General features: G+C 68.9%; 23 protein-coding genes. 9 read left to right on the top strand and 14 right to left on the bottom strand.

The window, feature by feature from the left end:
- Positions 1-10: 10 nt before the first annotated feature.
- Both QLQ83_RS08145 and QLQ83_RS08140 read right to left on the bottom strand, forming a co-directional pair.
- Entirely contained in the window at positions 11-1027 is a 1017-nt protein-coding gene (locus tag QLQ83_RS08145; protein ID WP_282735022.1) for an asparaginase domain-containing protein, read from the bottom strand.
- 96 nt (positions 1028-1123) lie between these two features.
- Positions 1124-2596 carry an alanine/glycine:cation symporter family protein gene (locus QLQ83_RS08140; protein WP_282735021.1) on the bottom strand — a complete coding sequence of 491 codons (1473 nt, stop codon included), beginning with the start codon at positions 2594-2596 and terminating at the stop codon, positions 1124-1126.
- Between the two features lie 173 nt (positions 2597-2769).
- Here QLQ83_RS08140 and QLQ83_RS08135 point away from each other — a divergent pair, with 173 nt between their 5' ends.
- Both QLQ83_RS08135 and QLQ83_RS08130 read left to right on the top strand, forming a co-directional pair.
- Positions 2770-3582, top strand: coding sequence for a helix-turn-helix transcriptional regulator (locus QLQ83_RS08135; RefSeq protein WP_282735020.1), 813 nt, complete (start codon positions 2770-2772; stop codon positions 3580-3582).
- Between the two features lie 72 nt (positions 3583-3654).
- Entirely contained in the window at positions 3655-4257 is a 603-nt protein-coding gene (locus tag QLQ83_RS08130; RefSeq protein WP_282735019.1) for a histidine phosphatase family protein, read from the top strand.
- Between the two features lie 65 nt (positions 4258-4322).
- Here the strand turns inward: QLQ83_RS08130 and fba are convergent, their stop codons facing one another.
- The 5 genes from fba to QLQ83_RS08105 all read right to left on the bottom strand — a co-directional run bounded on the left by fba (position 4323) and on the right by QLQ83_RS08105 (position 8893).
- Positions 4323-5387: a class II fructose-bisphosphate aldolase gene (fba, locus tag QLQ83_RS08125; RefSeq protein ID WP_282735018.1), complete on the bottom strand. Its 1065-nt coding sequence runs from the start codon at positions 5385-5387 to the stop codon at positions 4323-4325.
- An 84-nt stretch (positions 5388-5471) separates the two neighbouring features.
- Positions 5472-6638, bottom strand: a complete 1167-nt coding sequence (locus tag QLQ83_RS08120) for a phosphoglycerate kinase (RefSeq protein ID WP_282735017.1) — start codon at positions 6636-6638, stop codon at positions 5472-5474.
- A 38-nt stretch (positions 6639-6676) separates the two neighbouring features.
- Complete coding sequence (locus QLQ83_RS08115; protein ID WP_282735016.1) at positions 6677-7741, bottom strand: type I glyceraldehyde-3-phosphate dehydrogenase; 1065 nt, start codon at positions 7739-7741, stop codon at positions 6677-6679.
- Between the two features lie 74 nt (positions 7742-7815).
- Positions 7816-8526 carry an LrgB family protein gene (locus QLQ83_RS08110; protein WP_282735015.1) on the bottom strand — a complete coding sequence of 237 codons (711 nt, stop codon included), beginning with the start codon at positions 8524-8526 and terminating at the stop codon, positions 7816-7818.
- A complete protein-coding gene (locus tag QLQ83_RS08105; RefSeq protein ID WP_282735014.1) occupies positions 8519-8893 on the bottom strand; it encodes a CidA/LrgA family protein in 375 nt (124 codons plus the stop codon). Before QLQ83_RS08105 ends, QLQ83_RS08110 begins: the two co-directional genes overlap by 8 nt.
- 170 nt (positions 8894-9063) lie before the next feature.
- Between QLQ83_RS08105 and QLQ83_RS08100 the strand changes: the two genes are divergently transcribed.
- From QLQ83_RS08100 to QLQ83_RS08090, 3 genes are all read left to right on the top strand, one after another.
- Positions 9064-9522, top strand: coding sequence for an Hsp20/alpha crystallin family protein (locus tag QLQ83_RS08100; RefSeq protein WP_282735166.1), 459 nt, complete (start codon positions 9064-9066; stop codon positions 9520-9522).
- 41 nt (positions 9523-9563) lie between these two features.
- Entirely contained in the window at positions 9564-9953 is a 390-nt protein-coding gene (locus QLQ83_RS08095; RefSeq protein WP_282735013.1) for an Hsp20/alpha crystallin family protein, read from the top strand.
- Between the two features lie 124 nt (positions 9954-10077).
- On the top strand, positions 10078-11130 hold the full coding sequence (locus tag QLQ83_RS08090; RefSeq protein WP_282735012.1) for a class I fructose-bisphosphate aldolase: 1053 nt from the start codon (positions 10078-10080) through the stop codon (positions 11128-11130).
- 81 nt (positions 11131-11211) lie between these two features.
- Here QLQ83_RS08090 and tkt read toward each other — a convergent pair whose 3' ends face one another.
- Complete coding sequence (gene tkt / locus QLQ83_RS08085) at positions 11212-13203, bottom strand: transketolase (RefSeq protein WP_282735011.1); 1992 nt, start codon at positions 13201-13203, stop codon at positions 11212-11214.
- Positions 13204-13436: 233 nt separating this feature from the next.
- Between tkt and metK the strand changes: the two genes are divergently transcribed.
- From metK to ahcY, 3 genes are all read left to right on the top strand, one after another.
- Positions 13437-14657, top strand: a complete 1221-nt coding sequence (gene metK, locus QLQ83_RS08080) for a methionine adenosyltransferase (protein WP_282735010.1) — start codon at positions 13437-13439, stop codon at positions 14655-14657.
- A gap of 93 nt (positions 14658-14750) precedes the next feature.
- Positions 14751-16439 (top strand): NAD-dependent DNA ligase LigB, encoded by a 1689-nt coding sequence (ligB, locus tag QLQ83_RS08075; protein WP_282735009.1) that lies wholly within the window; start codon positions 14751-14753, stop codon positions 16437-16439.
- A 94-nt stretch (positions 16440-16533) separates the two neighbouring features.
- Complete coding sequence (gene ahcY, locus QLQ83_RS08070; RefSeq protein ID WP_282735008.1) at positions 16534-17943, top strand: adenosylhomocysteinase; 1410 nt, start codon at positions 16534-16536, stop codon at positions 17941-17943.
- Between the two features lie 3 nt (positions 17944-17946).
- On the opposite strand, the gene QLQ83_RS08065 is transcribed toward ahcY, so the two are convergent.
- The 3 genes from QLQ83_RS08065 to QLQ83_RS08055 all read right to left on the bottom strand — a co-directional run bounded on the left by QLQ83_RS08065 (position 17947) and on the right by QLQ83_RS08055 (position 19790).
- The gene (locus tag QLQ83_RS08065) at positions 17947-18405 is read right to left on the bottom strand and encodes a hypothetical protein (protein ID WP_282735007.1); all 459 of its coding nucleotides are present in this window, start codon (positions 18403-18405) and stop codon (positions 17947-17949) included.
- A 9-nt stretch (positions 18406-18414) separates the two neighbouring features.
- Positions 18415-18768 carry a DUF6152 family protein gene (locus QLQ83_RS08060; protein ID WP_282735006.1) on the bottom strand — a complete coding sequence of 118 codons (354 nt, stop codon included), beginning with the start codon at positions 18766-18768 and terminating at the stop codon, positions 18415-18417.
- Positions 18769-18851: 83 nt separating this feature from the next.
- On the bottom strand, positions 18852-19790 hold the full coding sequence (locus tag QLQ83_RS08055) for an AEC family transporter (protein ID WP_282735005.1): 939 nt from the start codon (positions 19788-19790) through the stop codon (positions 18852-18854).
- A 140-nt stretch (positions 19791-19930) separates the two neighbouring features.
- Here QLQ83_RS08055 and metF point away from each other — a divergent pair, with 140 nt between their 5' ends.
- Entirely contained in the window at positions 19931-20779 is an 849-nt protein-coding gene (gene metF / locus QLQ83_RS08050) for a methylenetetrahydrofolate reductase [NAD(P)H] (protein ID WP_282735004.1), read from the top strand.
- Positions 20780-20850: 71 nt separating this feature from the next.
- On the opposite strand, the gene QLQ83_RS08045 is transcribed toward metF, so the two are convergent.
- The 3 genes from QLQ83_RS08045 to QLQ83_RS08035 form a co-directional block, all read right to left on the bottom strand.
- Entirely contained in the window at positions 20851-23028 is a 2178-nt protein-coding gene (locus QLQ83_RS08045) for a TRAP transporter permease (protein ID WP_282735003.1), read from the bottom strand.
- Positions 23029-23123: 95 nt separating this feature from the next.
- Complete coding sequence (locus QLQ83_RS08040) at positions 23124-24116, bottom strand: TAXI family TRAP transporter solute-binding subunit (RefSeq protein WP_282735002.1); 993 nt, start codon at positions 24114-24116, stop codon at positions 23124-23126.
- Positions 24117-24423: 307 nt separating this feature from the next.
- Entirely contained in the window at positions 24424-26142 is a 1719-nt protein-coding gene (locus tag QLQ83_RS08035) for a Na/Pi cotransporter family protein (protein ID WP_282735001.1), read from the bottom strand.
- Positions 26143-26146: the final 4 nt, after the last annotated feature.

The raw sequence follows: 26146 nt of genomic DNA, 5'->3' as shown, positions 1-26146 counted from the left end.
ATGGGTCGGCTCACTCCGCAGCCATCTCGCCGCGCAGCGGGGTGGCCAGGGCCGACCGCAGCGCCTCACCCTGCAGGCCATCGGCGATGAGCACCTGAAGCTTGGTCAGCGCCGCCTCCGGGGTGAGGTCCTGGCCGGCAATCACGCCCGCGGCTTGCAGCGCCGCGCCGGTGGCATAGGTGCCCTGCACCACTCGGCCCTGCTGGCACTGGCTGACATTGAGTATCGCGATGCCTGCCTGGCCGGCCTGCGTCAACCGGTCGATCAGTGCGCCATCCAGGCCTGGGGGATTGCCTACGCCATAGGTCAGCAGCACCAGCCCCTTGAGCGCAGGGTCTGCCAGCACCGCATCCAGCAGCGATATCGACAGCCCGGGGTGCACTAGCAGCATGGCTACCGCGCCCGAGGCGAAGTGACGTTGCGTGAAGTCCGGGGTGCCGAGAGGCAGGGCCCGATGGCCATGCAAGTTCAGGTGGATACCGCCCTCGCCGAGCCACGGAGCGTCCGGGGAATCGAAGGCGTCGAACCCCTGGCTGCGTACCTTGCGTGCCCGATTGCCGCGTAGCAGCCGGTCGTGGAAGACAATGCAGACCTCCCGAGGGATGGCGGGATCGGCTGCCATCAGTAGAGCGGTGGAGAGGTTGTTGACGGCATCGCTGCGTGGCTCGCCGAGCGGAATCTGTGCGCCGGTGAGCACCACGGGCTTGTCGAGGGGACCGAGCATGAATGACAGCGCCGAGGCGGTGTAGGCCAGGGTGTCGGTGCCGTGCAGCACGATGAAGGCATCGTATTCGCGCCAATGCTCGGCCAGCGCCGCGACGATGCGGTTCCAGTCGGCCGGGGCGCTATCGGCGCTATCGATCAGTGGCGCCAGTTCGATGAGGCGGTAGGCGGGCAGGGTATCCGGGGCTTGGCCCTTCAGGTGTCGGGCCAGGCGCTCGAAAAAGCCGGCCGCCGGCACGTAGCCTTGGGGTGAGGGCTGCATGCCGATGGTACCGCCGGTGTGCAGTATCAGCAGGCGGGTCATGATGGGGGTCCTGGCTGCAAGGAAGAGGACAGGCCCCTCCCGTTCGGGCGGGGCCGTGTGCTTGCCCGGGGGATCGGGCAAACGGGTGAGGCGGGGTCACTGCCGGGCGCGGGCCGGTGCGTTGCCGAGGACGTCATGCATGCGCTCGAGGTCTTCCGGCTCGATCTCCCAGGCCTTGGGATCCAGGTCCATGTCGGGGTGCTGGGTGGCATCGAAGATCGGCTGCTTGATGCCGTCGCGGATCTGGCTGTCGAAGTCCCTGAGGATGCGCAGGCCCGGCTTGAACAGCAGAATCAGGGCGATCAGGTTGGCCACCGCCAGCAGGCCCATGGTCACGTCGGCAAAGCCGAACACGGTGCCGAGATCAGTGGTAGCCCCCCAGCATACCAGCAGCACGATGGTGACGCGGAAGGCGTTGAACAGGGTATGGTTGTCTCGGCTAAAGAAGTTGAGGCTGTTTTCGCCCAGGTAGTAGTTGTAGAGGATGGTGCTGAAGGCGAACAGCAGCAGCGCCAGGCTGACGAAGGTGCGTCCCCATTCTCCAACGTGATCGGCCATCGACGCCTGCGTCAGGGCGATACCTGCGACCTCATTGGTAGAGGCCGGGTCGTAGGCACCGCTGAGCAGGATCATGAAGGCCGTGGCTGAGCAGATGATCACGGTGTCGATGAACACCGAGAAGGCCTGCACGATGCCCTGGTTGGCGGGGTGCGGCACATAGGCCACCGCCGCCACGTTCGGGGCGCTGCCAAGCCCTGCCTCATTGGAGAACAGGCCGCGCTTCACGCCCATCATGATCGCTGCTCCAATGCCGCCGCCGATGGCCGGCTCCAGACCGAAGGCGCTCTTCACGATCAGCGTGATCACCGCGGGGAGCTCTCCGATGTTGAGGATCAGAACGAGCAGCGCGATCAGGATATAGCCACCGGCCATGAAGGGCACCAGCACTTCGGAAATGCGTGCAATGCGCTTGATGCCACCGAAGATGATCAGTCCCACCAGCAGGGCCAGGGCGAGGCCGCTATAGAGTACCGGCACGCCGAAGGCGTCGCCGAAGGAGGTCGCTACCGCATAGGACTGCAGGGCGGTAAACCCGAAGCCGAAGGTGACCAGCAGCAGAATCGAGTAGAGCCCCGCCAGCCAGGACCAGCGGCTGCCCAGCCCCTTGCGGATATAGTAGGCAGGTCCACCGCGGTAGGTGCCGTCCGGTTCGGCTTGCTTGTAGGTCTGTGCCAGGGTGCACTCGAGGAAGCTAGTCGCCATGCCCATGAGGCCGACCATCCACATCCAGAACACCGCCCCTGGGCCGCCGAGGGTGATGGCCACGGCTACGCCGGCGATGTTGCCACCTCCGACGCGCCCGGCCACCGATAGCACCAGTGCCTGGAAGGAACTGAGGTGGCCGTGCTTGTCCCGCTTGAAGGCCTGGCTGGCGCCGAGGATCTGGAACATCCGGCCGAAATAGCGGAACTGAACGAAGCGAGAGGCCACCGTGAAGCCGGCGCCGACCGCGATCAGCAGCACGAGCAGGACCTTGCCCCACAGCAGGTCGTTAAGGAAATCCAACATGAATTGTCTCCGCTCTTGTGTTGTTGGGATTGCGCTTGCGAGTCGTGTGTCCGATTAAATCACTTTGCGAGCGGGATGGAATTTGACGCCCTGTTGCAGCCTGGCGCACCATTCTTCGCACAAGGTGCATCAGACTGCACCAGTCTTCGGGTGCCATGGGCGGGGACATCGATATGCATCACGACTTCGCGGCCAATCTGCGGCTGCTGTGCAGCTATTACCGCTCCATCGCCGAGGTGTGTCGCCGACTGGACATCAACCGGGCCCAGTTCAATCGATACCTGAGCGGTCGCTACAAGCCCGCCGACAGCACCATGCGTCGCATCTGCGATTTCTTCGGGGTCGAGGTCCACGAGATCCTCTTGCCCCACGAGGACTTTCGGCCCCTGGTCCGGCTGCGTCCCGAGACGTTTGGTGGCCCCTCGCGGCAAGCGTCCTCTTTGGGAATTCCCGCCACGCTTCTCGAAAATGGGCGGCTGGGCATGTCACGCTATCTTGGCTGCTATCATGAGTATTACCTGTCGATGTCCCAGCCCGGCCGTGTGCTGTGTACCCTGGTCTGCCTCGAGCGGCGCGGCGACGCCGTGCTTTACCAGCGCACCGAGCGCATGCCGCCCCTGGCCGGTGGACGCGCCTGTCATAATCGATACCGGGGAGTGGCCCTGTTGCTGACCGATCGCCTTTTTCTCGTCGATCATGAGTCGCTCAACGGCCATGAGATCACCCAGACCATCCTGTTTCCTAGCTTCAAGAGCCATGTGTCCCGCCTCACCGGCCTCAAGTTGGGCGTGGCCGACAGTAGCGAGCGTATGCCCTGCTGCGTGCGGGTGGTCTACGACCGGCTGAGCGACACGGTCAGTCCTCGCCGGGCGCTGGCCCGCTGCGGACTGTATGCCCCGGATGATCCCGCCCTCGACCCCGACATCGCCGCAGCGATCCGCAATGAGGTCGGTGGCGACGAGTGGCACTTCCGGGCACGGTTCTAGCCGGGCGGCATGGGCCAGGCTGAACGCACGATGGGCTCCCGTCCCCTGTGGTCAGATTGCGAGGTCAACAAGATGCGATACCTCCCGGTGCCATCACGGCGGGCCTTGCTGGTGCTGGCCCTTCTGCTGCCAGGCCTCATTGGCCTGGTCTCTCCCCGTCAGGCCGACGCTCAGGCACGGCAAGGCGACGCGGCAGCCTGGCAGGCCCTGGCGCAGGGCGGCCATGTGGCCCTGATGCGCCATGCGCTGGCGCCCGGTATCGGCGATCCGGGGGGCTTTGCCCTCGATGACTGCACTACCCAGCGTAACCTCTCGGGGGAAGGGCGTGAGCAGGCGCGCCAGATCGGCGAGCGCTTCCGTGAGCAGGGCATCGAGGTGGCGGCGGTGCATGCCAGCCGCTGGTGCCGCGCCCTGGAGACCGCCGAGCTGCTGGGGCTCGGCGAGGTCTTTCCCACCCCGGCGCTGGACTCCTTCTTCCGTGATCGTGGCGAGGCCGACGACCGCACCCGCGCCGCACGTGCACTGATCCGCGACTGGGACGGTGAGGGCACCCTGGTGCTGGTCACCCACCAGGTCAATATCACCGCCCTGGTGGGCGGCGGCGTCGGGTCCGGCGAGATCGTCGTGGTCAGGCCGCGGAGAGAGGGGCTGTCACGGGTCGGCCGGATCCGCTGAGGGCGGCATCCGCCGGAAACGACAGGGGCGGCCCGCGGCCGCCCCTGTGGATCAACGCGCCGTGATCACTTGACCCTGGGGTCGAGCTCGCCGCGCTCGTAGCGCAGGAACATCTCCTCGAGGTTGATCGGTGTGATCTTCGAGGCGTTGCCGGCGGTACCGAAGGCCTCGTAACGCGCCTTGCAGATCGCCTTCATGGCGGCCGTGGAGGCCTTGAGGAACTTGCGCGGATCGAACTCGGCGGGGTTCTCGGCCAGGAAGCGGCGCACCGCGCCGGTGGAGGCCAGGCGCAGGTCGGTGTCGACGTTGACCTTGCGCACGCCGTGCTTGATGCCCTCGACGATCTCCTCCACCGGCACGCCATAGGTCTCGGGGATGGCGCCACCGAATTCGTTGATGACCGCCAGCCACTCCTGGGGCACCGAGGAGGAGCCGTGCATCACCAGGTGGGTCTCGGGGATGCGGGCGTGGATCTCCTTGATGCGCTGGATGGAGAGGGTGTCGCCGGTGGGCGGCTTGGTGAACTTGTAGGCGCCGTGGCTGGTGCCGATGGCGATGGCCAGGGCGTCCACGCCGGTGGCCTTGACGAAGTCGGCGGCCTCTTCCGGGTCGGTGAGCAGCTGGTCGTGGTCCAGCTTGCCCTCGGCGCCGATGCCGTCCTCTTCGCCGGCCATGCCGGTCTCCAGGCTGCCCAGGCAGCCCAGCTCGCCCTCCACCGAGACGCCACAGGCATGGGCCATCTCCACGGTGCGGCGGGTGACGTCGACGTTGTAGTCGTAGTCCATCGGGGTCTTGCCGTCCTCGCCCAGGGAGCCGTCCATCATCACCGAGGAGAAGCCGAGCTGGATGGAGCGCTGGCAGACGGCGGGGCTGGTGCCGTGGTCCTGGTGCATGACCACGGGGAGGTGCGGGAATTCCTCCACGGCGGCCAGGATCAGGTGGCGCAGGAAGGGGGCGCCGGCGTACTTGCGCGCACCGGCGGAGGCCTGGACGATCACCGGCGAGTCGGTCTCGTCGGCGGCTTCCATGATGGCGCGCATCTGCTCGAGGTTGTTGACGTTGAAGGCCGGCACGCCGTAGCCATGCTCGGCGGCGTGGTCCAGCAGCTGGCGCATGCTGATCAGAGCCATGGATTCACCTGTTCTGTATGGGACGTCATGACGGCGTGGCCGCGGTGGCCACGCCGGAGAGTGGATATCGAGGGTGCGGGTGCCTCAGCGGGCGGCGGCGTCTTCCAGGGCCTTCACCGCCGGCAGGGTCTTGCCCTCCACGTACTCGAGGAAGGCGCCGCCGCCGGTGGAGATGTAGGAGACGCGGTTCTCGATGGCGTACTTGTCGATGGCCGCCAGGGTGTCGCCGCCGCCGGCGATGGAGAAGCCGTTGCTCTCGGCGATGGCCAGCGACAGCGCCTCGGTACCCTTGCCGAACTGGTCGATCTCGAATACGCCCACCGGGCCGTTCCACAGGATGGTGCCGGCATCCTTGAGCAGGCCGCCCAGGCGGCCGGCGGTGTCCGGCCCGATGTCGAGGATCATCTCGTCATCGGTCACCTGGTCGACCCGCTTGACCACGGCCTCGGCCGACTCGGAGAATTCGGTGGCCACCACCACGTCGGTGGGCAGCGGGATCTCGACCCTTTCCATCAGTGCCCTGGCCTGGTCGATCAGCTCACGCTCGTGCAGCGACTTGCCCACGTTGTAGCCGGCCGCGGCGATGAAGGTGTTGGCGATGCCGCCGCCGACGATCAGCTGGTCGCACTTCTCGGAGAGGGCGTTGAGCACCTCGAGCTTGGTGGAGACCTTGGAGCCGCCGACGACCGCGACCATGGGGCGCGCCGGGGTGGCGAGCGCCTTCTCCAGGGCGTCGAGCTCGGCCGCCAGCAGCGGGCCGGCGCAGGCGGTGGGGGCGAAGCGCGCCACGCCATGGGTGGAGGCCTGGGCGCGGTGGGCGGTGCCGAAGGCATCCATCACGAAGACGTCGCAGAGCGCGGCATACTGCCGGGCTAGCGTCTCGTCGTCCTTCTTCTCGCCCGGGTTGAAGCGCACGTTCTCCAGCAGCACCACCTCGCCGTCGGCAACCTCGACCGCGCCGCCCAGGTAGTCCCGGACGAGACGCACGGGACGGCCCAGCAGCTCGCCCAGGTGCTCGGCCACCGGCGCCAGCGAGAACGCCTCGGCCGGCTCGCCCTCGGTGGGACGGCCCAGGTGGCTCATCAGCATCACCCGGGCGCCGGCCGCCAGGGCGGTCTGGATGGTCGCCAGGCTGGCCCGCAGGCGGGCGTCGCTGGTCACCTTGCCGTGCTTGACGGGCACGTTCAGGTCCTCACGGATCAGCACTCGCTGGCCGTCGAGGTCGAGGTCGGTCATCTTGCGCACGTTCATGGAAGCAGGTTCCTCGTCTGGGGAAAGCCGAAGGGACGTCATCTGTCGGGGGTGTCGGGCGGTGCCGGGGGCAGGGCGGCCAGGCGCCGGGCGACATCGAGCATGCGGTTGGCGAAGCCCCACTCGTTGTCGAACCAGCACAGCAGCTTGACCAGGTGGCCACCGGCCACCCGGGTCTGGGTGGCGTCCACGATACCGGAGCGCGGATCGTGGTTGAAGTCGACCGAGGCCACCGGCTCCTCGGTGTAGCCGAGCCGCCCGACGAGTCGACCTCGACTCGCCTCGGCGAGCAGGGCGTTGACCGCCTCGGCCGTGGTGTCGCGGCGCACGCAGATCGACAGGTCCATGGTCGAGACGTTGATGGTCGGCACTCGCACGTGCAGGCACTCGAAGCGACCGGCCAGGTGGGGCATCAGGCGATTGATGCCGCGGGCCAGCCCGGTGTCCACCGGCACGATGGAGTGCATCGCCGAGCGGGTCAGGCGCAGGTCGGTCTGGTGGTAGGCATCGATCACCGGCTGGTCGTTCATCGCCGAGTGGATGGTGGTGGTCACGCCGTGCTCGATCTGAAGCGCCTCGTCGAGCACGGTGAGCACCGGCACCAGGCAGTTGGTGGTGCAGGAGGCCGCGGAGACGATGCGGTGGTGCGCGGCCAGGGTATGGTCGTTGATGCCGCTGACGATGGTGGCATCGACGTCGCTCTCCGCGGGCTGGGAGAACAGCAGCCGCCCGGCGCCGGAGGCGAGATGGCGCTCGGCGGTGGCGCGGTCGCGAAAGCTGCCGGAACACTCCAGCACCAGGTCGATGCCGAGCTCGGCCCAGGGCAGCCTCGCCGGGTCGGGCTCGCACAGCACCCGGATGGTTCGGCCGTTCACCACCAGGCGGTCGCCCTCCACCTCCACGCTGCCGGGAAAGCGGCCATGGGTGGTGTCGTAGCGGGTCAGGTAGGCGATGGTGGCGAGGTCCGAGAGCTCGTTGATCGCCACGATCTCGAGGCGCGGCTCGTCGTGCATGGCATGGCGTGACGCCTCGCTCTCGACGAGGGCGCGCAGCACGCACTGGCCGATGCGGCCGTATCCGTTGATGGCGATGCGAAGGGCCATGAGGGGAAAGGGGACTCCGGGGCCAGGAAACACGAAGCGGCGATTCTAGCGCATCTGCGCCCCGATCGTCTGCTCTAGGGGCCCACCAGTCGCCAGGCGAGCGGCAGCAGCAGGGCGCTGACGATGCCGGTCAGGCTCATGCCCAGCGAGGCGAAGGCGCCGGCGACGGGGCCGATCTCGAAGGCACGCACCGTGCCCAGGGCGTGGCCGTTGAGGCCCAGGGCGAAGCCGATGATGCGTTCGTCACGGATCCCCAGCAGGCGCGCGCCCAGGCCGACGAAGCCGATCGCCACCACCCCGGTGATCAGCAGGCCGCCCATCATCAGCGAGACCGAGCCGCCGAGTTGCTCGGTGATGCCGATGGCGATGGGGGCCGTGACCGACTTGGGGGCCAGCGAGGCGAGGGTCTCCGGCCGGGCGCCGAACAGCCAGGCGATGGCCACTGCATAGGCGGCGGCGAGCAGCGCCGCCGGCGGCAGGCAAGCCAGCAGAGGTCGCCACAGCAGCCGGATCTGCGGCATCTGCTGGTGCAGCGGCAACCCCAGGGCCACCGTGGCAGGGCCCAGCAGCAGCATCAGCCAGGCCGCCCCCCGGCGATAGTCCGCGTAGTCGATGGAAAGCAGGGCCAGCACGCTGGTCAGCAGCAGCGAGGCGACCAGGATCGGCGGGCACCAGGCGGGGGCGCCGAGGGCCTTGAGCAGCCGAATGCCGGCGACATTGGCGGCCAGCGTCAGGGCGATGGCCAGGATCGGGGTGGCCAGCAGGTGGTCGAGCAGTTCAGTCATGGCCGGGGTCCCTGGGGTCACCATGCCTCTTCGCCATCAGCCGGCGCATCAGCCACAGGGTGGTGAGCACGCTGAGCAGGGTGCCACCGACCAGCGCCGCGAGGATCGCCGTCCACTGGCCGGCGAGTTCGTCGACGAGGAAGAAGACGCCCACCACCCCCGGCATGATCAGCATCGCCAGCACCGCGATCAGCGGCTGGGCCGCGGCGGCGATGTCGTCGAAGCCGCCGCCGTGGAGCAGCAGCCAGGCCGTCAGCAGCAGCATGCCGACCACGCCGGCGGAGACCGGCAGCCCGGTGAGCGTCAGCAGGATCTCGCCGAGCAGCAGGAAGCCCAGCAGCCAGAGGAAGCCACGCAGTGCCGGCATGGGGGGTGTCCTTGTAGGAAGAGCGTTCGTGAGCAGGGTGAAGGGCGCGTCCTGGCCCCTTGAAAAGCGTCGAAGCGCTCCTATTGTGCAGATTACCGGGGCGATGTCAGCCGCGAGAGGCGTCCCCCCGCTCAACCACACGAGGTCAATCAGCGTAGGAGGTGTTCGTGATGTTCGGAGATCTCAGGCGTTTCGATACCGGCCGGTCCCAGGGCCTGGACTGGTTCCGGCAACTGATGGACGAGATGCTGCCCGAGGCCGGGGCCGCGGATATCCGCTCGGTGCCCCGCGGCAGCTTCCCGATGATCAACGTAGGGCGCACCGACGATGCGGTGCGGGTCTACGTGTTCGCCGCCGGCCTGTCGGCAGATGACCTGGAGGTGAGCCTCCAGGACAACGTGCTGACCGTCTCCGGCAGGCGTGAACCCGAGGCCGCGCACGAGGACGCGTCAGCGCGCACCGACTTCCGCCGCGAGCGCTTCCGTGGCGAGTTCAGCCGCTCGCTGGCGCTGCCGGATGGCCTGGACGTCGAGCGGGCCGAGGCGCGCTTCCGCGACGGGGTGTGCGAGGTGCTGCTGCCCAAGCGCGAGGAGCTCAAGCCGCGGCGCATCGCGATCCAGGCAGAGTGAGACAGGTCGTGTGTTCGAGGACTTCCGAGGAGGTGAGCGAGATGAACGATGTGACCCGACGTGATGCCCCGCAGGTGCCTACAGACCGCGAGCCGGAGGTGGAGACCCTGCTGCCGCCGGTGGATATCTTCGAGGACGGCAACGCCCTGCACCTGGTCGCCGACATGCCCGGCGTGACCCGCGAGTCGCTGCATATCGAGGTGGACAACAACGTGCTGAGCCTGGAAGGCGAGGTGCGCCTCGAGATGCCCGAGGGGCTGACCGCGATCTATGCCGAGGTCCGCGCACAGCGTTACGCGCGGCGCTTCACCCTGAGCCACGAGATCGATGCCGAGGCCATCCAGGCGCGCATCGACAACGGTGTGGTGGAGCTGGTGCTGCCCCGCAAGGAGACCCATCGCCGGCGGCGCATCGAGGTCAAGGCGGCCTGAGCCTGCGCTGACCGGGGGCGCCTGCCCAGCGCGGGCGCTCCCGTTGCATGCGCGGCCTCCCCTCGGTACGGTTTTCCCCTACGCTGGGAAGAGCGTATTCACCGGTACCAAGGAGAGGAACGACATGAGCGATATCACCAAGCTGCTGGGCAGCGAGGCCGACACCCTGCTGGGACACGTCTGCCGCGGCGTGCCCGCCGAGACGATCCACCCGCCCGGACCTGACTTCGTCGACCGGGTGATGGCCCAGAGCGACCGCCGCCCGAACGTGCTGCGCAGCATGCAGGCGCTGTTCGACCACGGTCGCCTGGCCGGCACCGGCTATCTCAGCATCCTGCCGGTGGACCAGGGCATCGAGCACTCGGCGGGGGCCTCCTTCGCGCCGAACCCGCGCTACTTCGACCCGGCCAACATCGTCGAGCTGGCCATCGAGGGCGGCTGCAACGCCGTGGCCTCGACCCTCGGCGGGCTGGCCAGCGTGGCGCGGCGCTATGCCCACCGGATCCCGATGATCCTCAAGCTCAACCACAACGAGACGCTGAGCTACCCGGCGATCTACGACCAGACGCTGTTTGCCCAGGTCGAGCAGGCCTTCGAGATGGGCTGCGTGGCGGTGGGCGCGACCATCTACTTCGGCTCCCACGAGAGCCGTCGCCAGATCATGGAGATCAGCGAGGCCTTCGAGCGCGCCCACGAGCTGGGCATGGTCACGGTGCTCTGGGCCTACCTGCGCAACCCGGACTTCAAGAAGGATGGCACCGACTACCACGTGGCCGCCGACCTGACCGGCCAGGCCAACCACCTGGCGGCGACCCTCAAGGCCGACATCGTCAAGCAGAAGCTGCCCGAGACCAACGGCGGCTTCCGCGACATCGGCTTCGGCCATACCCATGCCAAGGTCTATGACGAGCTGACCTCGGATAACCCCATCGACCTGGCGCGCTACCAGGTGGCCAACTGCTACCTGGGCCGTGCCGGGCTGATCAATTCCGGTGGCGGCTCCAAGGGCGCCTCCGACCTCGCCGAGGCGGTGCGCACCGCGGTGATCAACAAGCGGGCCGGTGGCATGGGGCTGATCTCCGGGCGCAAGGCCTTCCAGAAGCCCACGGCCGAGGGCATCGAGCTGCTCAACGCCATCCAGGACGTCTACCTGTCACCGGAGGTGACCCTGGCCTGAGGCGATGGAGGCCATCAACGCAGGCGGGCCCGGCATCTGCCGGGCCCGCCTGCGTTCGGGACGAGGTCGTGCCTCACGGGCTCAGCCCAGCAGGGCGGAGGCCTCGGCGACCACGTTGTCCACGGTGAAGCCGAAGTGCTTGAACAGGTCGCCTGCCGGGGCGGACTCGCCGAAGGTGGTCATGCCGACGATGGCGCCGTTCAGGCCCACGTACTTGTACCAGAAGTCGCGATGGCCGGCCTCGACGGCCAGGCGCGCGGTGACGGCGGGGGGCAGCACCCGCTCGCGGTACTCGGCGTCCTGGCGGTCGAAGAGGTCGGTGGAGGGCATGGAGACCACGCGCACCGCGCGCCCCTGTTCCTCGAGCCGCGCCGCGGCGTCCATGGCCAGGCCGACCTCGGAGCCGGTGGCGATCAGGATCAGCTCCGGGCTGCCCTCGCTGTCCCTGAGGACGTAGCCACCGCGCTGGATGTCGGCCAACTGTTGCCTGCTGCGCGCCTGGTGCGGCAGCCCCTGGCGGGAGAAGACCAGGGCGGTCGGGCCGGAGCGACGCTTGATGGCGGCGTCCCAGGCGGCGGCGGTCTCCACGCTGTCGCAGGGGCGCCAGGTGGCCAGGTTGGGGGTGGAGCGCAGGGTGGTCAGCTGCTCGATGGGCTGGTGGGTGGGGCCGTCCTCGCCCAGGCCGATGGAGTCGTGGGTGAAGACGTAGATGGCCTGCTTGCCCATCAGCGCCGCCATGCGCACGGCGTTGCGCATGTACTCCATGAAGATCAGGAAGGTGGCGCCATAGGGCACGAAGCCGCCGTGCAGCACTATGCCGTTCATGATGGCGCCCATGCCGAACTCGCGCACGCCGTAGTGCAGGTAGTTGCCCCCCGGCTCGGCGGGGCTGATCGCCTGGGCGCCCTTCCAGAAGGTCAGGTTGGAGGGGGCCAGGTCGGCACTGCCGCCGAGCAGCTCGGGCATCTGGGGGCCCAGCTCGTCGAGGCAGGCCAGGGAGGCCTTGCGGCTGGCTACGCTGTCGCCCCTGGCCTGGGCGGCCTCGATCATCGCCTCGCTGGTGATGCTGGTCGGCAGGTCACCCTTGATCCGGCGCTGGAACTCCCGGGCCAGCTCCGGGAAGGCCTCGGCGTAGCGCGCGAAGCGTTCCTTCCAGGCGTCCTGGCGGGCCTGGCCGGCCTCGGTGGCGTCCCAGCCGCGGTAGATCTCCTCGGGCACGTGGAAGGGGGCATGGGGCCAGTCGAGCTGGCGACGTGCGGCGGCGACCTCGTCCTCGCCGAGCGCGGCGCCGTGGCACTCCTCCTTGCCCTGCTTGTTGGGCGCACCGAAGCCGATGATGGTCTTGCAGATGATCAGGCTGGGCTTGTCGTCGTGGCTGCGGGCCAGCTCGATGGCGGCCTTGATCTCCTCGGGCTTGTGGCCGTCGACGCTGGGCACCACGTGCCAGCCGTAGGCCTCGAAGCGCTTGGCGGTGTCGTCGGTGAACCAGCCCTCGACCTCGCCGTCGATGGAGATGCCGTTGTCGTCATAGAAGGTGATCAGCTTGCCGAGCCGCTGGGTACCGGCCAGCGAGGCGACCTCGTGGGAGATGCCCTCCATCAGGCAGCCGTCGCCGACGAAGCAGTAGGTGTGGTGGTCGACGATGGTGTGGCCGGGGCGGTTGAACTGGGCCGCCAGGGTGCGCTCGGCCAGCGCCATGCCCACCGCATTGGCCAGGCCCTGGCCCAGCGGGCCGGTGGTGGTCTCGATGCCCGGCGCGTAGCCGTATTCCGGGTGGCCGGCGGTCTTGGCGTGCAGCTGGCGGAAGTTCTGCAACTCCTCGAGACCGAGCTCGTAGCCGGTCAGGTGCAGCAGGGAGTAGAGCAGCATGGAGCCGTGGCCGTTGGAGAGCACGAAGCGGTCGCGGTCAGGCCAGTGCGGATCGGCCGGGTTGTGGACGAGGTAGTCGTTCCACAGCACCTCGGCGATGTCGGCCATGCCCATGGGCGCGCCGGGATGGCCGGAGTTGGCCTTCTGGACGGCATCCATGGACAGGGCGCGTATGGCGTTGGCCAGTTCGAAACGGGACGGCATGGTGTGCTCCTCGCCTGCGGCAGAATATAGGCAACGACACGAACGGGCCAGGGGGGATGCGGCCGGACGTGACTTCTGGCTGGGTGACGCCGCGGGACGGGGCGGCGCGGTCGAATTCGGGCGCCTATTGTCGCCGACTTGCCGCCCTGCATCAAATCGTGGATGCCCGGGGGAGCCGCAGCGTGTAGACTTCGCGACTGCCTATTGCCGATAAGAAGAGGGCCGAGGACGCCATGAGCGAATACTCTCTGTTCACCTCCGAGTCCGTGTCCGAGGGGCATCCGGACAAGATCGCCGACCAGATCTCCGATGCGGTGCTCGACGCCATCATCGCCCGCGACAAGAACGCCCGGGTGGCCTGCGAGACGCTGGTCAAGACCGGCGTGGCCATCGTCGCCGGCGAGATCACCACCTCGGCCTGGGTCGACCTCGAGGCGCTGGTGCGCGAGGTGATCACCGGCATCGGCTATACCTCCTCGGACGTCGGCTTCGACGGCGAGACCTGTGGCGTGCTCAACCTGATCGGCAAGCAGAGCGTGGACATCGCCCAGGGGGTCGACCGCAACAAACCCGAGGACCAGGGTGCCGGCGACCAGGGCCTGATGTTTGGCTACGCCACCAACGAGACCGATTCCTACATGCCGGCGCCGATCCACTACGCGCACCGCCTGGTGGAGCGTCAGGCCGAGCTGCGCAAGCACGGCCTGCTGCCCTGGCTGCGCCCCGACGCCAAGAGCCAGCTGACCTTCCGCTACGACGCGGCGGGCAAGCCCTGCGCCGTGGATGCCGTGGTGCTCTCCACCCAGCACGACCCGGAGATCGACCAGGACGAGCTGCGCAAGATGGTGCGCCGCGAGATCATCGAGCAGGTGATCCCCGCCGAGTGGCTGACCGCGACCACCAAGTACCATATCAATCCCACCGGCAAGTTCGTGATCGGCGGCCCCGTGGGCGACTGCGGCCTGACCGGGCGCAAGATCATCGTCGACACCTACGGCGGCACCGCACGGCACGGTGGCGGCGCCTTCTCCGGCAAGGATCCCTCCAAGGTCGACCGCAGCGCCGCCTATGCCGGCCGCTACGTGGCCAAGAACCTGGTCGCCGCGGGGCTGGCCGACAAGTGCGAGATCCAGGTCTCCTACGCCATCGGCGTGGCCGAGCCCACCTCGGTCTCCGTCAACACCTTCGGGACCGGCCGGGTGGACGACGCGCGCATCATCGCGCTGGTGCGCGAGCACTTCGACCTGCGGCCCAACGCCATCACCCGCATGCTCGACCTGCTGCACCCCATGTACCAGCTCACCGCGGCCTACGGCCACTTCGGTCGCGAGCCCTTCGAGACGAGCTACCGCTGGACCGACACCCAGGGCCAGGCGCATACCGAGACCTTCACGGCCTTCCCCTGGGAGAAGACCGACCGCGCCCACGCCCTGCGCCAGGCCGCCGGGCTGTAGGAGATCGCCTACAGACGATGACGGGCCCCGCTGGCAGCGCCATGTGGGGCCCGTTGCTATGGTCAGGGCAGACCTTGCGTGGGAGCTGCCCTGATGTCCCGGCATCTGGCCGGCTGGCTGCTGGCCCTCTCCATCGTGCTTTTCCCGTCCCCGGCCATGGCCTGTCCCGCCTGGTCCGGGGAACGGGCCGAACGCGAGCTCGCTGCCCTGGACGAGCGGCTGGCCGGGTGGGACGACGCCTATTACCGCCGGGGCGAGTCGCTGGTCTCCGATGGCGTCTATGACCAGGCGCGAGAGCGGCTCGCGGCCTGGCAGCGCTGCTTTCCCGGGGCGCTCGAGGGTGGCGCGCCCGACGTCGCGCGGCCGTCCGGCCCGGTTCGTCATCCCGTTGCCCAGACCGGGCTCGCCAAGCTCGCCGACGAGGCCGCGGTGCGCCACTGGCTGGCGCGCCGCGACGACGCCTGGGTGCAGCCCAAGGTGGACGGCGTGGCGGTGACCCTCGCCTACGCGCAGGGCCGCCTGGCGAGGGCGATCAGCCGAGGGGATGGCCGTCATGGGCAGGACTGGACGCCGGCGGCACGCCGCATCCCGGCGATTCCCGCGCGGCTCCCGGAGGAGATTGATGCGGTCCTGCAGGGCGAGCTCCATCTGCGCCTGGCGGGTCACGTCCAGGCCGAGGCAGGTACGGCCGGGGCCCGCAGCGCGGTGGCCGGGCTGCTGGCCCGCGATGCCCTGGAGGCCGAGGCGGCAGGGCGCATCGGCCTCTTCGTCTGGGACTGGCCGGATGGTCCGGCGGCGATGGACGAGCGGCTCGAGGGGCTCGAACGCCTGGGCTTCGGCGAGGCCGTCGCCCTGACCCGGCCGGTAGAGACCCTGGAAGAGGTGGCCCGCTGGCGGGAGCGCTGGTACCGCGGCCCGCTGCCCTTCGCCACCGATGGCGTGGTGTTGCGTCAGGGGCGTCGACCGCCCGGGAAGGAGTGGTGGGCCGAGCCGCCGGGCTGGGCCGCGGCCTGGAAGCACCCGCCCCGGGAGGTATTGGCGGAGGTGCGCGGCGTCGAGTTCCGCATCGGGCGTACCGGACGCATCACCCCGCTGCTGCACCTGCATCCCGTCGCGCTGGAGGGCCGGACGATCCGCCGGGTCGGCCTGGGGTCGCTGGCGCGCTGGCGAGCGCTCGACATCCGCCCCGGCGACCAGGTGGTGATCGCCCTGGCCGGCCTGACGATTCCCCGGCTGGAGAGCGTGGCCTGGCGAGCCGTCGAGCGCCCGGCGCTCGCCCCGCCGGCGGCGGAGGACTACCACGCCCTGAGCTGCTTCCGGTCGCGGCCGGGCTGCGAGGCGCAGTTCCTCGAGCGCCTCGCCTGGCTGGGTGGCCCGCAGGGGCTCGACCTGCCCGGCGTGGGCCCGGGCACCTGGCACGCCCTGGTCGAGGCCGGACTGGTCACGGGCCTGCTGGACTGGCTGGCCCTGGACGAACGGGCGTTGCGTCGCGCCCACGGCATCGGCGAGGCCCGAGCCAGGGCCCTGGTGGCCGCCTTCGCGGCCACGCGGGCGGCAGCGTTTCCCCGCTGGCTGCAGGCGCTGGGGGCGCCGCCCGGCGTCGAGGCCGCCCTGCCGGCAGACTGGGCGACCCTGACCGGCCATGGCCGTCGCGATTGGACGGCGTTGCCCGGCGTGGGAGCCGAGCGCGCCGAGGCGCAGGTCGACTTCTTCGCCCATCCCGAGATGCAGGCCCTGGCGCGACGACTCGGCGAGGCCGGCATCGACGGCTTCGAGCCGTGATCTCTGCCAGGCATCCGCCTGCGTTGGTTGTCTGGGGTTGTGCTCACTGCCTATAGTGAGGATCACGCGTTTCGTCTTGAAGAGGTGTCGCTCGATGAACCACCCCGCCGTTTCCGCTCCCGTGGCAACCGACTGCAAGGTCGCCGATCTCTCCCTCGCCGACTGGGGGCGTCGCGAGATCCGCATCGCCGAGACCGAGATGCCGGCGCTGATGACGATCCGCGACAAGTACCGCGGCGAGCAGCCGCTGGCCGGCGCGCGTATCGCCGGCTGCATCCACATGACCATCCAGACCGCGGTGCTGATCGAGACGCTGATCGATCTGGGGGCCAGCGTGCGCTGGTCGTCATGCAACATCTTCTCCACCCAGGATCACGCCGCGGCCGCCATCGCCGCCGCCGGCATCCCGGTGTTCGCCTGGAAGGGCGAGAGCGAGGAGGAGTTCTGGTGGTGCATCGAGCAGACGGTGGAGGGCCCAGACGGCTGGACCCCCAATTTGGTGCTGGATGACGGCGGCGACCTGACGGCGCTGCTCCACGAGAAGCGCCCCGAGCTGCTGGATGCCATCCACGGCATCTCCGAGGAGACCACCACCGGCGTGCATCGCCTGCAGGAGATGCTGCGCGACGGCCTGCTGAAGGTGCCGGCGATCAACGTCAACGATGCCGTCACCAAGTCGAAGAACGACAACAAGTACGGCTGCCGCCATTCGCTCAACGACGCCATCAAGCGCGCCACCGACCATCTGCTGGCGGGCAAGCAGGCGCTGGTGGTGGGCTATGGTGACGTGGGCAAGGGCTCGGCCGCCTCGCTGCGCCAGGAGGGCATGATCGTGCGCATCGTGGAGATCGACCCGATCTGCGCCATGCAGGCCTGCATGGATGGCTTCGAGGTGGTCTCGCCCTACCGCGAGGGCCTCAACCGCGGCCTGGAGAGCATCGACCGGGACCTGCTCTCGCGGATCGACCTGGTGGTGACCGCCACCGGCAACATCCACGCCTGCGACGCCGCCATGCTTCAGGGGCTCAAGCCTGGCGCCGTGGTCTGCAACATCGGCCACTTCGACAGCGAGATCGACACCGCCTACATGCGTCGCCACTGGCACTGGGAGGAGGTGAAGCCCCAGGTGCACCAGATCTACCGTGACAGCAAGCCGGGAACATTCGACCCCGACAGTCGCGACTACCTGATCCTGCTCTCCGAGGGCCGCCTGGTGAACCTGGGCAATGCCACCGGCCATCCCTCCCGGGTGATGGATGGCTCCTTCGCCAACCAGGTGCTGGCACAGATCCACCTCTTCGATGGCCGCTTCGCCGAGCTGCCCGAGGGCGACCGGCGGGATGCCCTCGGCGTGACGGTGCTGCCGCGGCACCTCGACGAGGAGGTGGCCCGCTACATGGTGCAGGGTTTCGGTGGGGTGGTCACCCGCATGACCGAGGAGCAGGCCGACTACACCGGCGTCGCCGTCGACGGGCCCTACAAGCCGGACGCCTATCGCTACTGAGTCCTAGACGAAGGCGAGAAAGCGTCCGCAGGCCAAGGCCCCCAACCACAACGGTAGTGAGAGTCCGCCGGCGAGGCGCAGGCGTCGAGGCGAGGCGTGCTCGACCCCTGGGCCTAGGTTGAGTGCCAGGGCGTTGGTAATGGCCAGGGCGATCAACGACAGTTTCAGCCAGAACAGCGGCATGGCCGCGTAGCCGGTCGGATCGGCAAGGAAGAGCATCAGCCCAGCGCCAAGCGCCAGGCTGAGTCCGGCCATGGCCACGGGCTGCAGTAGCCGGCGGAGAGGGGCCAGGGGCAGGCGGCGCCGCCAGCCCAACAGGCGCAGATCCAGGGCGGCAATGGCGCCGACCAGCAGGGCCACGCCCAGCACGTGCAGGGCATTGACGGTCGCATAGCCCCAGCGCGACAGGCGCATCCATTCGGCCAGCGGGGTTCCGGCCAGCCAGGTCAGCAGGGCTTCCACCCCCGGCGCTCAGATGCGATCGGGGTAGAGCACGTGGTGCTCCTCGCCGATCCACAGTTGCTCCGCCTTCAACAGGCGTTCGCCAGCGTGCTCGCCGGAGACGCGCAGCTCGACGCCCTCGGCGAGGTCGCCCTCCGCCAGGCCGGCGCGGGTGTTGCGCCAGGGCTGGCCGACCTCGACCGTCCAGGCTTCACCCTTCACGTCGAGGGTCACCTCGCCATGGGGATTGCCCAGGCGCACCGCGGTGATGGTGCCAGTGAGTTCGATGGTCTCGCCGCCGGTCCAGCCGTGGTGGGCCAGGGCCGGTGACAGAACCAGCAGGGCGCCGACCAGCAAGGCCAGCAGGAAGTGACGTCTTGGCATGGGCGGCTCCTCGTGAGACGACTCTTCCCTAAGGCTAGCCCGATGAGGGCCGGCTGCAAGCCCGCCGAGGGGGGTGGTCGTCGTTACCGGATGCCGGCCAGTGGCATCATCAGCCCCAAGTAGAGGGGGATCAGCAGGGGCGCGGCCAGGGTGGTGATCAGCACCGCCAGGGCGCCCTTCTCGGGGGCGATGCCGAGCTCCATGGCCACCACCACCACGTTGGCGGCCATGGGCACCACGCCGATCAGCAGCAGCGCCAGGGCCAGCTCCCCCGACAGCGGGAAGAGCGCCTGCAGGCCCAGCACCGTGGCCAGCGAAAGCAGCGGCCAGAGGCCGTAGCGGATCGCCACACAGGCGCCGATGAAGCGCAGGTCGAACTCCCGCACGCTGACCCGTCCCAGGGTCATGCCGATGATCATCATGCCGAGCAGGGTATAGGTCGCCGGGAAGGCGGCCAGCCCCTGCATCACCGCGTCCGGCACCCCGATGCCCAGGCCGCTCACCAGCAGGGCGGCGAGGAAGGCGTAGACCAGCGGCAGCCGGACGATCTTGACCAGGCTCTGGCGTACCGAGAACTGTCCCCGGGCGCTCAAGTAGAAGCCCACCGTGAACTCGTAGAGGGTCACGCCCAGCACGCAGAAGAGGTAGAGCGTCACCCCCTGGGGCGGCAGCAGCACCAGGGCCACCGGCAGGCCGAAGTAGCCGGTGTTGCCGGTGCCGGAGGAGAAGGCCAGCAGGGCGGTCTCCTGGGGGGCGAAGCCGTGCCTTGCCAGCCGGTGGACGACCACCGCGATCAGGCTGGCCACCGCGAACAGCGCCGCGGTCAGCAGCAGGTAGCCGGGCGTGGGCCCGCCCTGGATCAGGCCACGGAAGAAGGTCAGCGGGGCGACCAGGTAGATCAGCAGGGTGGCGACGGGGCGCGGGTCCACCGCCAGCCGGCGGGCGGCGAGCCAGCCGAGGCCGACATAGGCGAGCAGGGTCCACAGGGGACCCAACAGGGTGCCGGGGTCGATCGGGGTCATGTCCTTCCCTGGGTCATGGCGGCCGTGTGACCGCCTCTGCATGAACAGGATTGATGCAGCGTCGCGTATCTTTCATTGGTCTGCAGCCAGACCAGCCGTCAGAATAGCCGCAATATGCATCATTTTCATGAGGTAAGCCGATGAGCACGCAGGAACACCCGCTGGGGATCAGCTTCGAGTTCTTCCCGCCCAACACCGACGCCGGTCGGGAGAAGCTGGTCGGCGTTCGCGATGCCCTGGCCAGCCGCGGGCCGCGCTTCTTCTCGGTCACCTACGGTGCCGGTGGCTCCACCCAGGACCGCACCCTGAACACCGTGCGGATGGTGCGCGAGTCCGGCTTCACCACCGCGCCGCACCTCTCCTGCATCGGCAGCGACAAGGGCGCGTTGCGCGAGCTGCTCTCGCGCTACCGGGAGGAGGGCATCGACAGCCTGGTGGCCCTGCGCGGTGACATGCCCTCCGGCATGGGCGGGGGCGGCTACGGCCAGCTGCGTTACGCCAACGAGCTGGTCGAGTTCATCCGCGAGGAGACCGGCGACCATTTCGAGGTCGCCGTGGCCGCCTACCCGGAGTCCCATCCCCAGGCCGCGAACCTCGAGCAGGACCTGGCCAACTTCGCCCGCAAGATGAAGGCCGGGGCCGACCTCGCCATCACCCAATACTTCTTCAGTGCCGAGGCCTATTTCCACTTCGTCGACCGCGCGCGAGCGCTGGGCGTCGAGGCCCCCATCGTGCCCGGCATCATGCCGATCACCAACTACACCAAGCTGGCGCGCTTCTCGGACGCCTGCGGGGCCGAGATCCCGCGCTGGATCCGCAAGCAGCTCGAGAGCTATGGTGACGACAGCGAGGCCATCGGCGCCTTCGGCGAGGAGGTGGTGTCGCGGCTCTGCCAGCGGCTGCTCGACGGCGGGGCCCCGGGCTTGCACTTCTATACCTTGAACCAGGCGACCCCCTGCCTGCGCATCCTCGACAATATCACCGGCTGACACTCCCCCCGCCGCAACGCAACGGGCCCCGCCATTGGCGGGGCCCGTTGCGTTTCAGGGGAGGGTCACGCTCAGCCGGCACTGACGGCCTTGCCCCCGCCGCCGTGGCGGCCGCGCTGCATCATGAACATCAGCGTGCCGATGGCGAGGCCCGCGATGTCGGAATAGATGCCGCCGTAGATCATGCACAGCGCCCCGAGCAGCATCACCAGGCGCTGCCAGGCCTTGACCGGCCCGAAGAACCAGGCCTGGACGGTGGCCGCCAGCAGCACGATGCCCAGGGTGGCGGTCACGCCCACGCGCAGGATCTGCATCCAGCTGCCCTCCATCAGCATGGCCGGGCTGTAGAAGAACATGAAGGGCACGATGAAGGCCGCCAGGCCGATCTTGAACGAGGCCACCGAGGTGCCCATGGCGTTGTCGCCGGAGATGCCCGCCGCCGCATAGGAGGCCAGCGCCACCGGAGGGGTGATCGCCGAGACCACCGCGAAGTAGAACACGAAGAAGTGCGCCACCAGCGGCTGGATGCCGATGTTGATCAGACCCGGCGCAACCACCGAGGCGGCCACCGCGTAGGCGGCGGTGGTCGGCATGCCCATGCCCAGCAGGATCGAGATGCACATGGCGAAGAACAGCGCCAGCAGCTGGCTGACGCCGGCCAGGCCGAGCAGCAGCGAGGAGAAGCGTGCGCCGACCCCGGTCAGCGAGATCACCCCCACGATCAGGCCGGCGCAGGCGCACACGGCGATGATCTGGATGGCCATGGTGCCGGCCAGCTGCAGGGCCTTGAGGATGGCGGGGATGCCCATCTTGTGGGGCGAGAACCAGCTCACCACGGCCGCCGAGGCGGTGGCCAGGGTGCCGGCGCGGATCACCGAGTAGCCCATGAACAGCGCGGCGATGAGGATGATGATCGGCGCGAACAGGTAGACCTGCTTGATCAGCTTCGAGAACAGCGGGATCTCGTCCTTGCGCATGCCGCGCATGCCCTTGCGGGCCGCCTCGAAGTCCACCATGCAGTAGATCGAGAGAAAGTAGAGGATGGCGGGGATAAGCGCCGCCACGGCGATCTCGGTGTAGGGAATGCCGGTGATCTCGGCCATGATGAAGGCGCCCGCGCCCATGATCGGCGGCATGATCTGCCCGCCGGTGGAGGCGGCGGCCTCGATCGCCCCGGCACTGCGGGCCGGGTAACCCACCTTCTTCATCAGCGGGATGGTCAGCGAGCCGGTGGAGACCACGTTGCCGGCGCTGGTGCCGTTGATCATGCCCATCAGGCCGGAGGCGAAGATCGACACCTTGGCGGGGCCGCCACGCGCCCGACCGGCCGCGGCGAAGGCGAAGTTGACGAAGTAGTCGCCCACCTTCGAGGCCTGCAGGAAGGCGGCGAAGATGATGAACAGGATGATGTAGGTCGAGGAGACCGCAGTGGTCGGCCCGAGGATGCCGGCGTCGGTGTAGACCTGGCTGAAGAAGCGTCCCACCGAGAGCCCGGGGTAGCCGAGGAAGCCCGGCAGGTAGGGGCCGGCGAAGACGTAGAGCAGGAAGATGGCGGAGATCACCACCAGCGCCAGGCCGGCGACGCGGCGGGTCAGCTCGAGGATCAGCAGCGAGCCGGCGATGGCCGCGTAGGAGATGCCCATGGGCGCGAAGGAGGTGCCGGTGGAGGCGCGCAGCGGGCTGTTGAACATCACCAGCAGGTAGCCGGCCACGGCCAGGGCGCAGACCATCAGCACCAGGTCGGCCGGCGAGAGGCGGTCGCGGAACTGGCGATAGCTCCAGGCGAGCAGGATGCCGGCCGTGGTGGCGAGGATCAGTGGATAGCCGAAGTGCCAGGCCTCGATCTCCGGGGCGATGCGCATGGCGCCAGCGCTCATCGCCTGGTACATCATCACCACCCGCACCAGGGCGTAGAGGGCGGGGATGAGCATGGCGTAGCTCACCCAGGAGAGCCAGGCGGCAGAGCGGCGCTGGTCCTCGTCGGCGAAGCGGGTGCCGGCATAGAGGCCGTAGCCGAGAATCAGTGCGCCGGCGATGTGCACGATGCGAAACGACCAGGTCTCCATCGGATAGACGTTCAGCGAGACCAGATGGAAGCCGGAGTAGGTGATGGCCAGGGTAGCGAAGAGCAGCCACTGCCAGCCGGTATAGAGCCGACGGTTCGACTCCACGGCTTCTTCATCGACACCCTCGACGACGACGGTATCGGCCGCTTCGTCGTCGGGGCGAGAATCGGGGGTATGGGACATGGGGAACACCCTTGGGGGGATGGCGGAGGAGCACAGGAGCTGCCCCGCATCGGGCTCATGCAGCGCGATGCGGGGCAGCCGATCAGGTCAACGGCTTACAGCTTCAGGTCGTCCGGAATCTCGTGGCCGTTCTCCTCGTACCAGCGCACGGCGCCCGGGTGGAACGGCAGCACGGTGTTGTACTTGATGTTCTCCGGGATGCTGGTCGCGGCGCTGCGGTGGACGTCACGCATGCGGTCGTTGTTCTCCATGCTCAGCTTGGTGACCTCGTAGACGAAGTCCTCCGGCAGGTCACAGCCGGCGATGGTGAAGTTCCACATGGAGACGGCGCGGGCATCCTCCTCGAGGGTCTCGTAGGTGCTGGCCGGGATCATGAACTCGGAGACCGGGAACTCCTCCAGCACCTTGGCCTGCTCCTCCTCGGTGAACTCGATGATGTTGACGTCGGTCTGCACCTCTAGCTGGCTGACGGCGGGAATCGGGATGCCGGCGGCGAAGGCGATGACGTCGATCAGGCCATCCTGCAACTGGCCGCCCAGGTCGGACCAGCCACCGTTGCGGCGGTCGAACTCCACGCCCAGGGTCTCGAGCATGGCTGGGAAGTAGGTGTCTGAGGTGGAGGCCGAAGGGCCGAAGCCGATGCGGGCGCCCTCCGGGATGTCGGAGATCGACTCGATGCCGCTGTCCTCCAGCGCCGTGATCGAGAAGGGCGTCTCGTACATCGGGAACAGGGCACAGACATTGTCCATGGGCACGCCGGGGGCCAGCGGGCTCTCGCCGGCCAGCGCCTCGGCGGCCGGTCCCATGGTGGTCAGGCCCATGGCGACGTCGCCGCCATGGACCAGCGCCATGTTCTGGGTCGGCCCGCCGGTGACCTCGCCCCCGCCGGAGATGTCCAACTCGTCGGCGATCAGGTTGGCCCAGCCGGAGCCGTAGACGAAGTAGGTGCCGCCCTGGCTGGCGGTGCCCACGGTGAAGCTCTCGGGCCAGTCGCTGCGGTCGGACTGGGCCGAGGCCGAGGCCGAGGCGGCGACCAGCAGGGAGCCGGCGAGGGTGCCGGCGAGGATCCGTGAGGTTGCGTTGCGCATGGCGTGTCTCCTGTATGCGGTTGTGCTCTTGTCATCTGCCCGGGCCGTCGTGCCCCGGGGCTGCATGCCATCCCAGTATGGTCACCGGTTGCGGGGCCTGCCGTGAGCCAGGCCGGGGTGGCATCAACGCCCATCAGTAAGCAATGGCCATGCCTTTTCGTTAAAATATCAGTAATTTCAAATGTTTGTGAAGATTTCATTCGACCTTGGTCGAGGCAGCCTTGGCAGGGCGGGGCCGGGATCCCGCACGGGGCGGGCCTTGCGGTGTGCGGATTTCCGCACAGGCTGTCGCGTCGGGGGCGGGCCGTCAGGCGTCGGCGACGAGTGGCGCACTCAGGGCGGCCGTCAGGCGGCTGGCCTGGTGGAGGTCGTTCATCAGCGAGGAGGCGAGCCAGGGATCCAGACGATGCTGGCGCAGCCGCTCGGCCAGTTCGTGCTGCCAGCGGCGGCGAACCTCCTCCAGGGGCGCCTCGATGTCGCGGGCACCCGGGGCGTTGGCCAGGCGGTTGAGGCCCTCGGCGAGGGCCATGCGCAGGTCATCGTGGGCCTCGCGCAGCGGACTCGTCGGCGCGGCGTGGCGCAGCAGGCTGCGCTGCAGCACCTCGCCGAAGCGCACCGCCTCGACCAGGCGTAGGGTGCGAGCATAGAGGGCCTCCAGGCGGGCCTCCTGGGCCGCGGTGAGGGGCGTGTCGATGCGCGAGTAGAAGTCGAGGATCTCCGCCATCAGCGGCTTGATCTGCTCGTGGTAGCGCACGTTCACCAGCGGCCACTCCTCGGGGATGATGGGCGCCTCGATCACGGCCCGGTCGGGCGGGTGGCCGATCGCCTCGGCGCTGGGCACCAGGATGGCCGAGGCGAGCAGGTGGTAGGTGCGGCGGTCGAGCCGTCGGCACTCCTGCTCGATGGCGGCGAGGGCCGTGTCGGCGTGCTGCAGGGCGTTGGCATCCAGGTAGCGCGCCTGGGCCGGGGGAAGCCTTGCCGGCTCGGGGAAGAGCCGCTCCAGGCCGCCGGCCAGCCGGGGGATCCAGGGCAGCATCAGCAGGATGCCGAGGACGTTGAAGAGGGTATGGAAGAGCGCCAGCTTGAGCGGCCAGGCGGTGGTCGCCAGGCCCAGCAGCGCGGCGAGCCGGTCTACCAGCCCGGCCAGCGGCAGCAGCAGCGCCAGGGCCACGGCCGCCGTGACCAGGTTGAAGATCACGTGGGCCCCGGCCAGGCGCCGGCCGGCCGTGCTGGCGCCGAAGGCACCGATCACCGCGGTCACCGTGGTACCGATGTTGGCCCCGATGGCGATGGCCAGGGCCGGCAGGTAGGGCAGCTGGCCGGAGGCCAGCGCCGTGAGGGTGATCAGCAGGGTGGCGTGACTCGACTGCATCACCACGGTGGCCATGACCCCGAAGAGCACCAGCAGCGGCCAGTGCCAGAGGCGCTCGCCGGCCAGGCCGTCCAGGGTGAGGCCATCCTGCCAGGTCTCGAAGCCCAGCTTCATGAAGTCGATGCCCAGCAGCAGCAGGCCCATGCCGAGCAGCAGGCCGGCGATGCCGGCGCGGCTGCCCTGCAGCAGCCGCGAGCCCAGCAGCCCCAGCGCCAGCAGTGGCATCGCGTAGTGGGCCAGGTCGGCCTTGAGCCCGAAGCCGGCGATCAGCCAGGCGCCGGTGGTGGTGCCGAGGTTGGCGCCGAAGAGCAGGGCGATGGCGGCGGGCAGGGCGACCAGGCCGGCGCCGACGAAGGACATGGCCAGCAGGGTGACCAGCGAACTGGACTGGACCAGCGCGGTCGCCAGGGCACCCACGGCGATGGCCCGCGAGGTCCGGCGGGTGGCGGCGTGCAGCCAGCGGTCCAGGGTGCCGCCGGAGAGGCGCTTGATGGCCTCCTCCAGGTGGGTCATGCCCCACAGGAAGAGCCCCAGTCCGGCGGCCAGGGTGGCCAGGTCGAGTCGCGCGACCAGCAGCGCCGCCGCGGCCGCGAGCCCGAGCAGCTCGAGCAGGCGGCGCTGCGGCAGCGGGGTGGCGGCCGTTCCCTGGCCCACGCGT

The organism is Halomonas rhizosphaerae, from assembly GCF_030010555.1.
GTDB lineage: Bacteria > Pseudomonadota > Gammaproteobacteria > Pseudomonadales > Halomonadaceae > Halomonas > Halomonas rhizosphaerae.
The sequence above is the reverse complement of the archived record's forward strand: the minus strand, read 5'-3'. Positions and strand labels throughout refer to the sequence as shown.

Bases quoted from the DNA above. Each gene is read 5' to 3' on its own strand.
- QLQ83_RS08145 (WP_282735022.1), bottom strand. From the start codon at position 1,027: ATGACCCGCCTGCTGATACTGCACACCGGCGGTACCATCGGCATGCAG.
- QLQ83_RS08140 (WP_282735021.1), bottom strand. From the start codon at position 2,596: ATGTTGGATTTCCTTAACGACCTGCTGTGGGGCAAGGTCCTGCTCGTG.
- QLQ83_RS08135 (WP_282735020.1), top strand. From the start codon at position 2,770: ATGCATCACGACTTCGCGGCCAATCTGCGGCTGCTGTGCAGCTATTAC.
- QLQ83_RS08130 (WP_282735019.1), top strand. From the start codon at position 3,655: ATGCGATACCTCCCGGTGCCATCACGGCGGGCCTTGCTGGTGCTGGCC.
- fba (WP_282735018.1), bottom strand. From the start codon at position 5,387: ATGGCTCTGATCAGCATGCGCCAGCTGCTGGACCACGCCGCCGAGCAT.
- QLQ83_RS08120 (WP_282735017.1), bottom strand. From the start codon at position 6,638: ATGAACGTGCGCAAGATGACCGACCTCGACCTCGACGGCCAGCGAGTG.
- QLQ83_RS08115 (WP_282735016.1), bottom strand. From the start codon at position 7,741: ATGGCCCTTCGCATCGCCATCAACGGATACGGCCGCATCGGCCAGTGC.
- QLQ83_RS08110 (WP_282735015.1), bottom strand. From the start codon at position 8,526: ATGACTGAACTGCTCGACCACCTGCTGGCCACCCCGATCCTGGCCATC.
- QLQ83_RS08105 (WP_282735014.1), bottom strand. From the start codon at position 8,893: ATGCCGGCACTGCGTGGCTTCCTCTGGCTGCTGGGCTTCCTGCTGCTC.
- QLQ83_RS08100 (WP_282735166.1), top strand. From the start codon at position 9,064: ATGTTCGGAGATCTCAGGCGTTTCGATACCGGCCGGTCCCAGGGCCTG.
- QLQ83_RS08095 (WP_282735013.1), top strand. From the start codon at position 9,564: ATGAACGATGTGACCCGACGTGATGCCCCGCAGGTGCCTACAGACCGC.
- QLQ83_RS08090 (WP_282735012.1), top strand. From the start codon at position 10,078: ATGAGCGATATCACCAAGCTGCTGGGCAGCGAGGCCGACACCCTGCTG.
- tkt (WP_282735011.1), bottom strand. From the start codon at position 13,203: ATGCCGTCCCGTTTCGAACTGGCCAACGCCATACGCGCCCTGTCCATG.
- metK (WP_282735010.1), top strand. From the start codon at position 13,437: ATGAGCGAATACTCTCTGTTCACCTCCGAGTCCGTGTCCGAGGGGCAT.
- ligB (WP_282735009.1), top strand. From the start codon at position 14,751: ATGTCCCGGCATCTGGCCGGCTGGCTGCTGGCCCTCTCCATCGTGCTT.
- ahcY (WP_282735008.1), top strand. From the start codon at position 16,534: ATGAACCACCCCGCCGTTTCCGCTCCCGTGGCAACCGACTGCAAGGTC.
- QLQ83_RS08060 (WP_282735006.1), bottom strand. From the start codon at position 18,768: ATGCCAAGACGTCACTTCCTGCTGGCCTTGCTGGTCGGCGCCCTGCTG.
- QLQ83_RS08055 (WP_282735005.1), bottom strand. From the start codon at position 19,790: ATGACCCCGATCGACCCCGGCACCCTGTTGGGTCCCCTGTGGACCCTG.
- metF (WP_282735004.1), top strand. From the start codon at position 19,931: ATGAGCACGCAGGAACACCCGCTGGGGATCAGCTTCGAGTTCTTCCCG.
- QLQ83_RS08045 (WP_282735003.1), bottom strand. From the start codon at position 23,028: ATGTCCCATACCCCCGATTCTCGCCCCGACGACGAAGCGGCCGATACC.
- QLQ83_RS08040 (WP_282735002.1), bottom strand. From the start codon at position 24,116: ATGCGCAACGCAACCTCACGGATCCTCGCCGGCACCCTCGCCGGCTCC.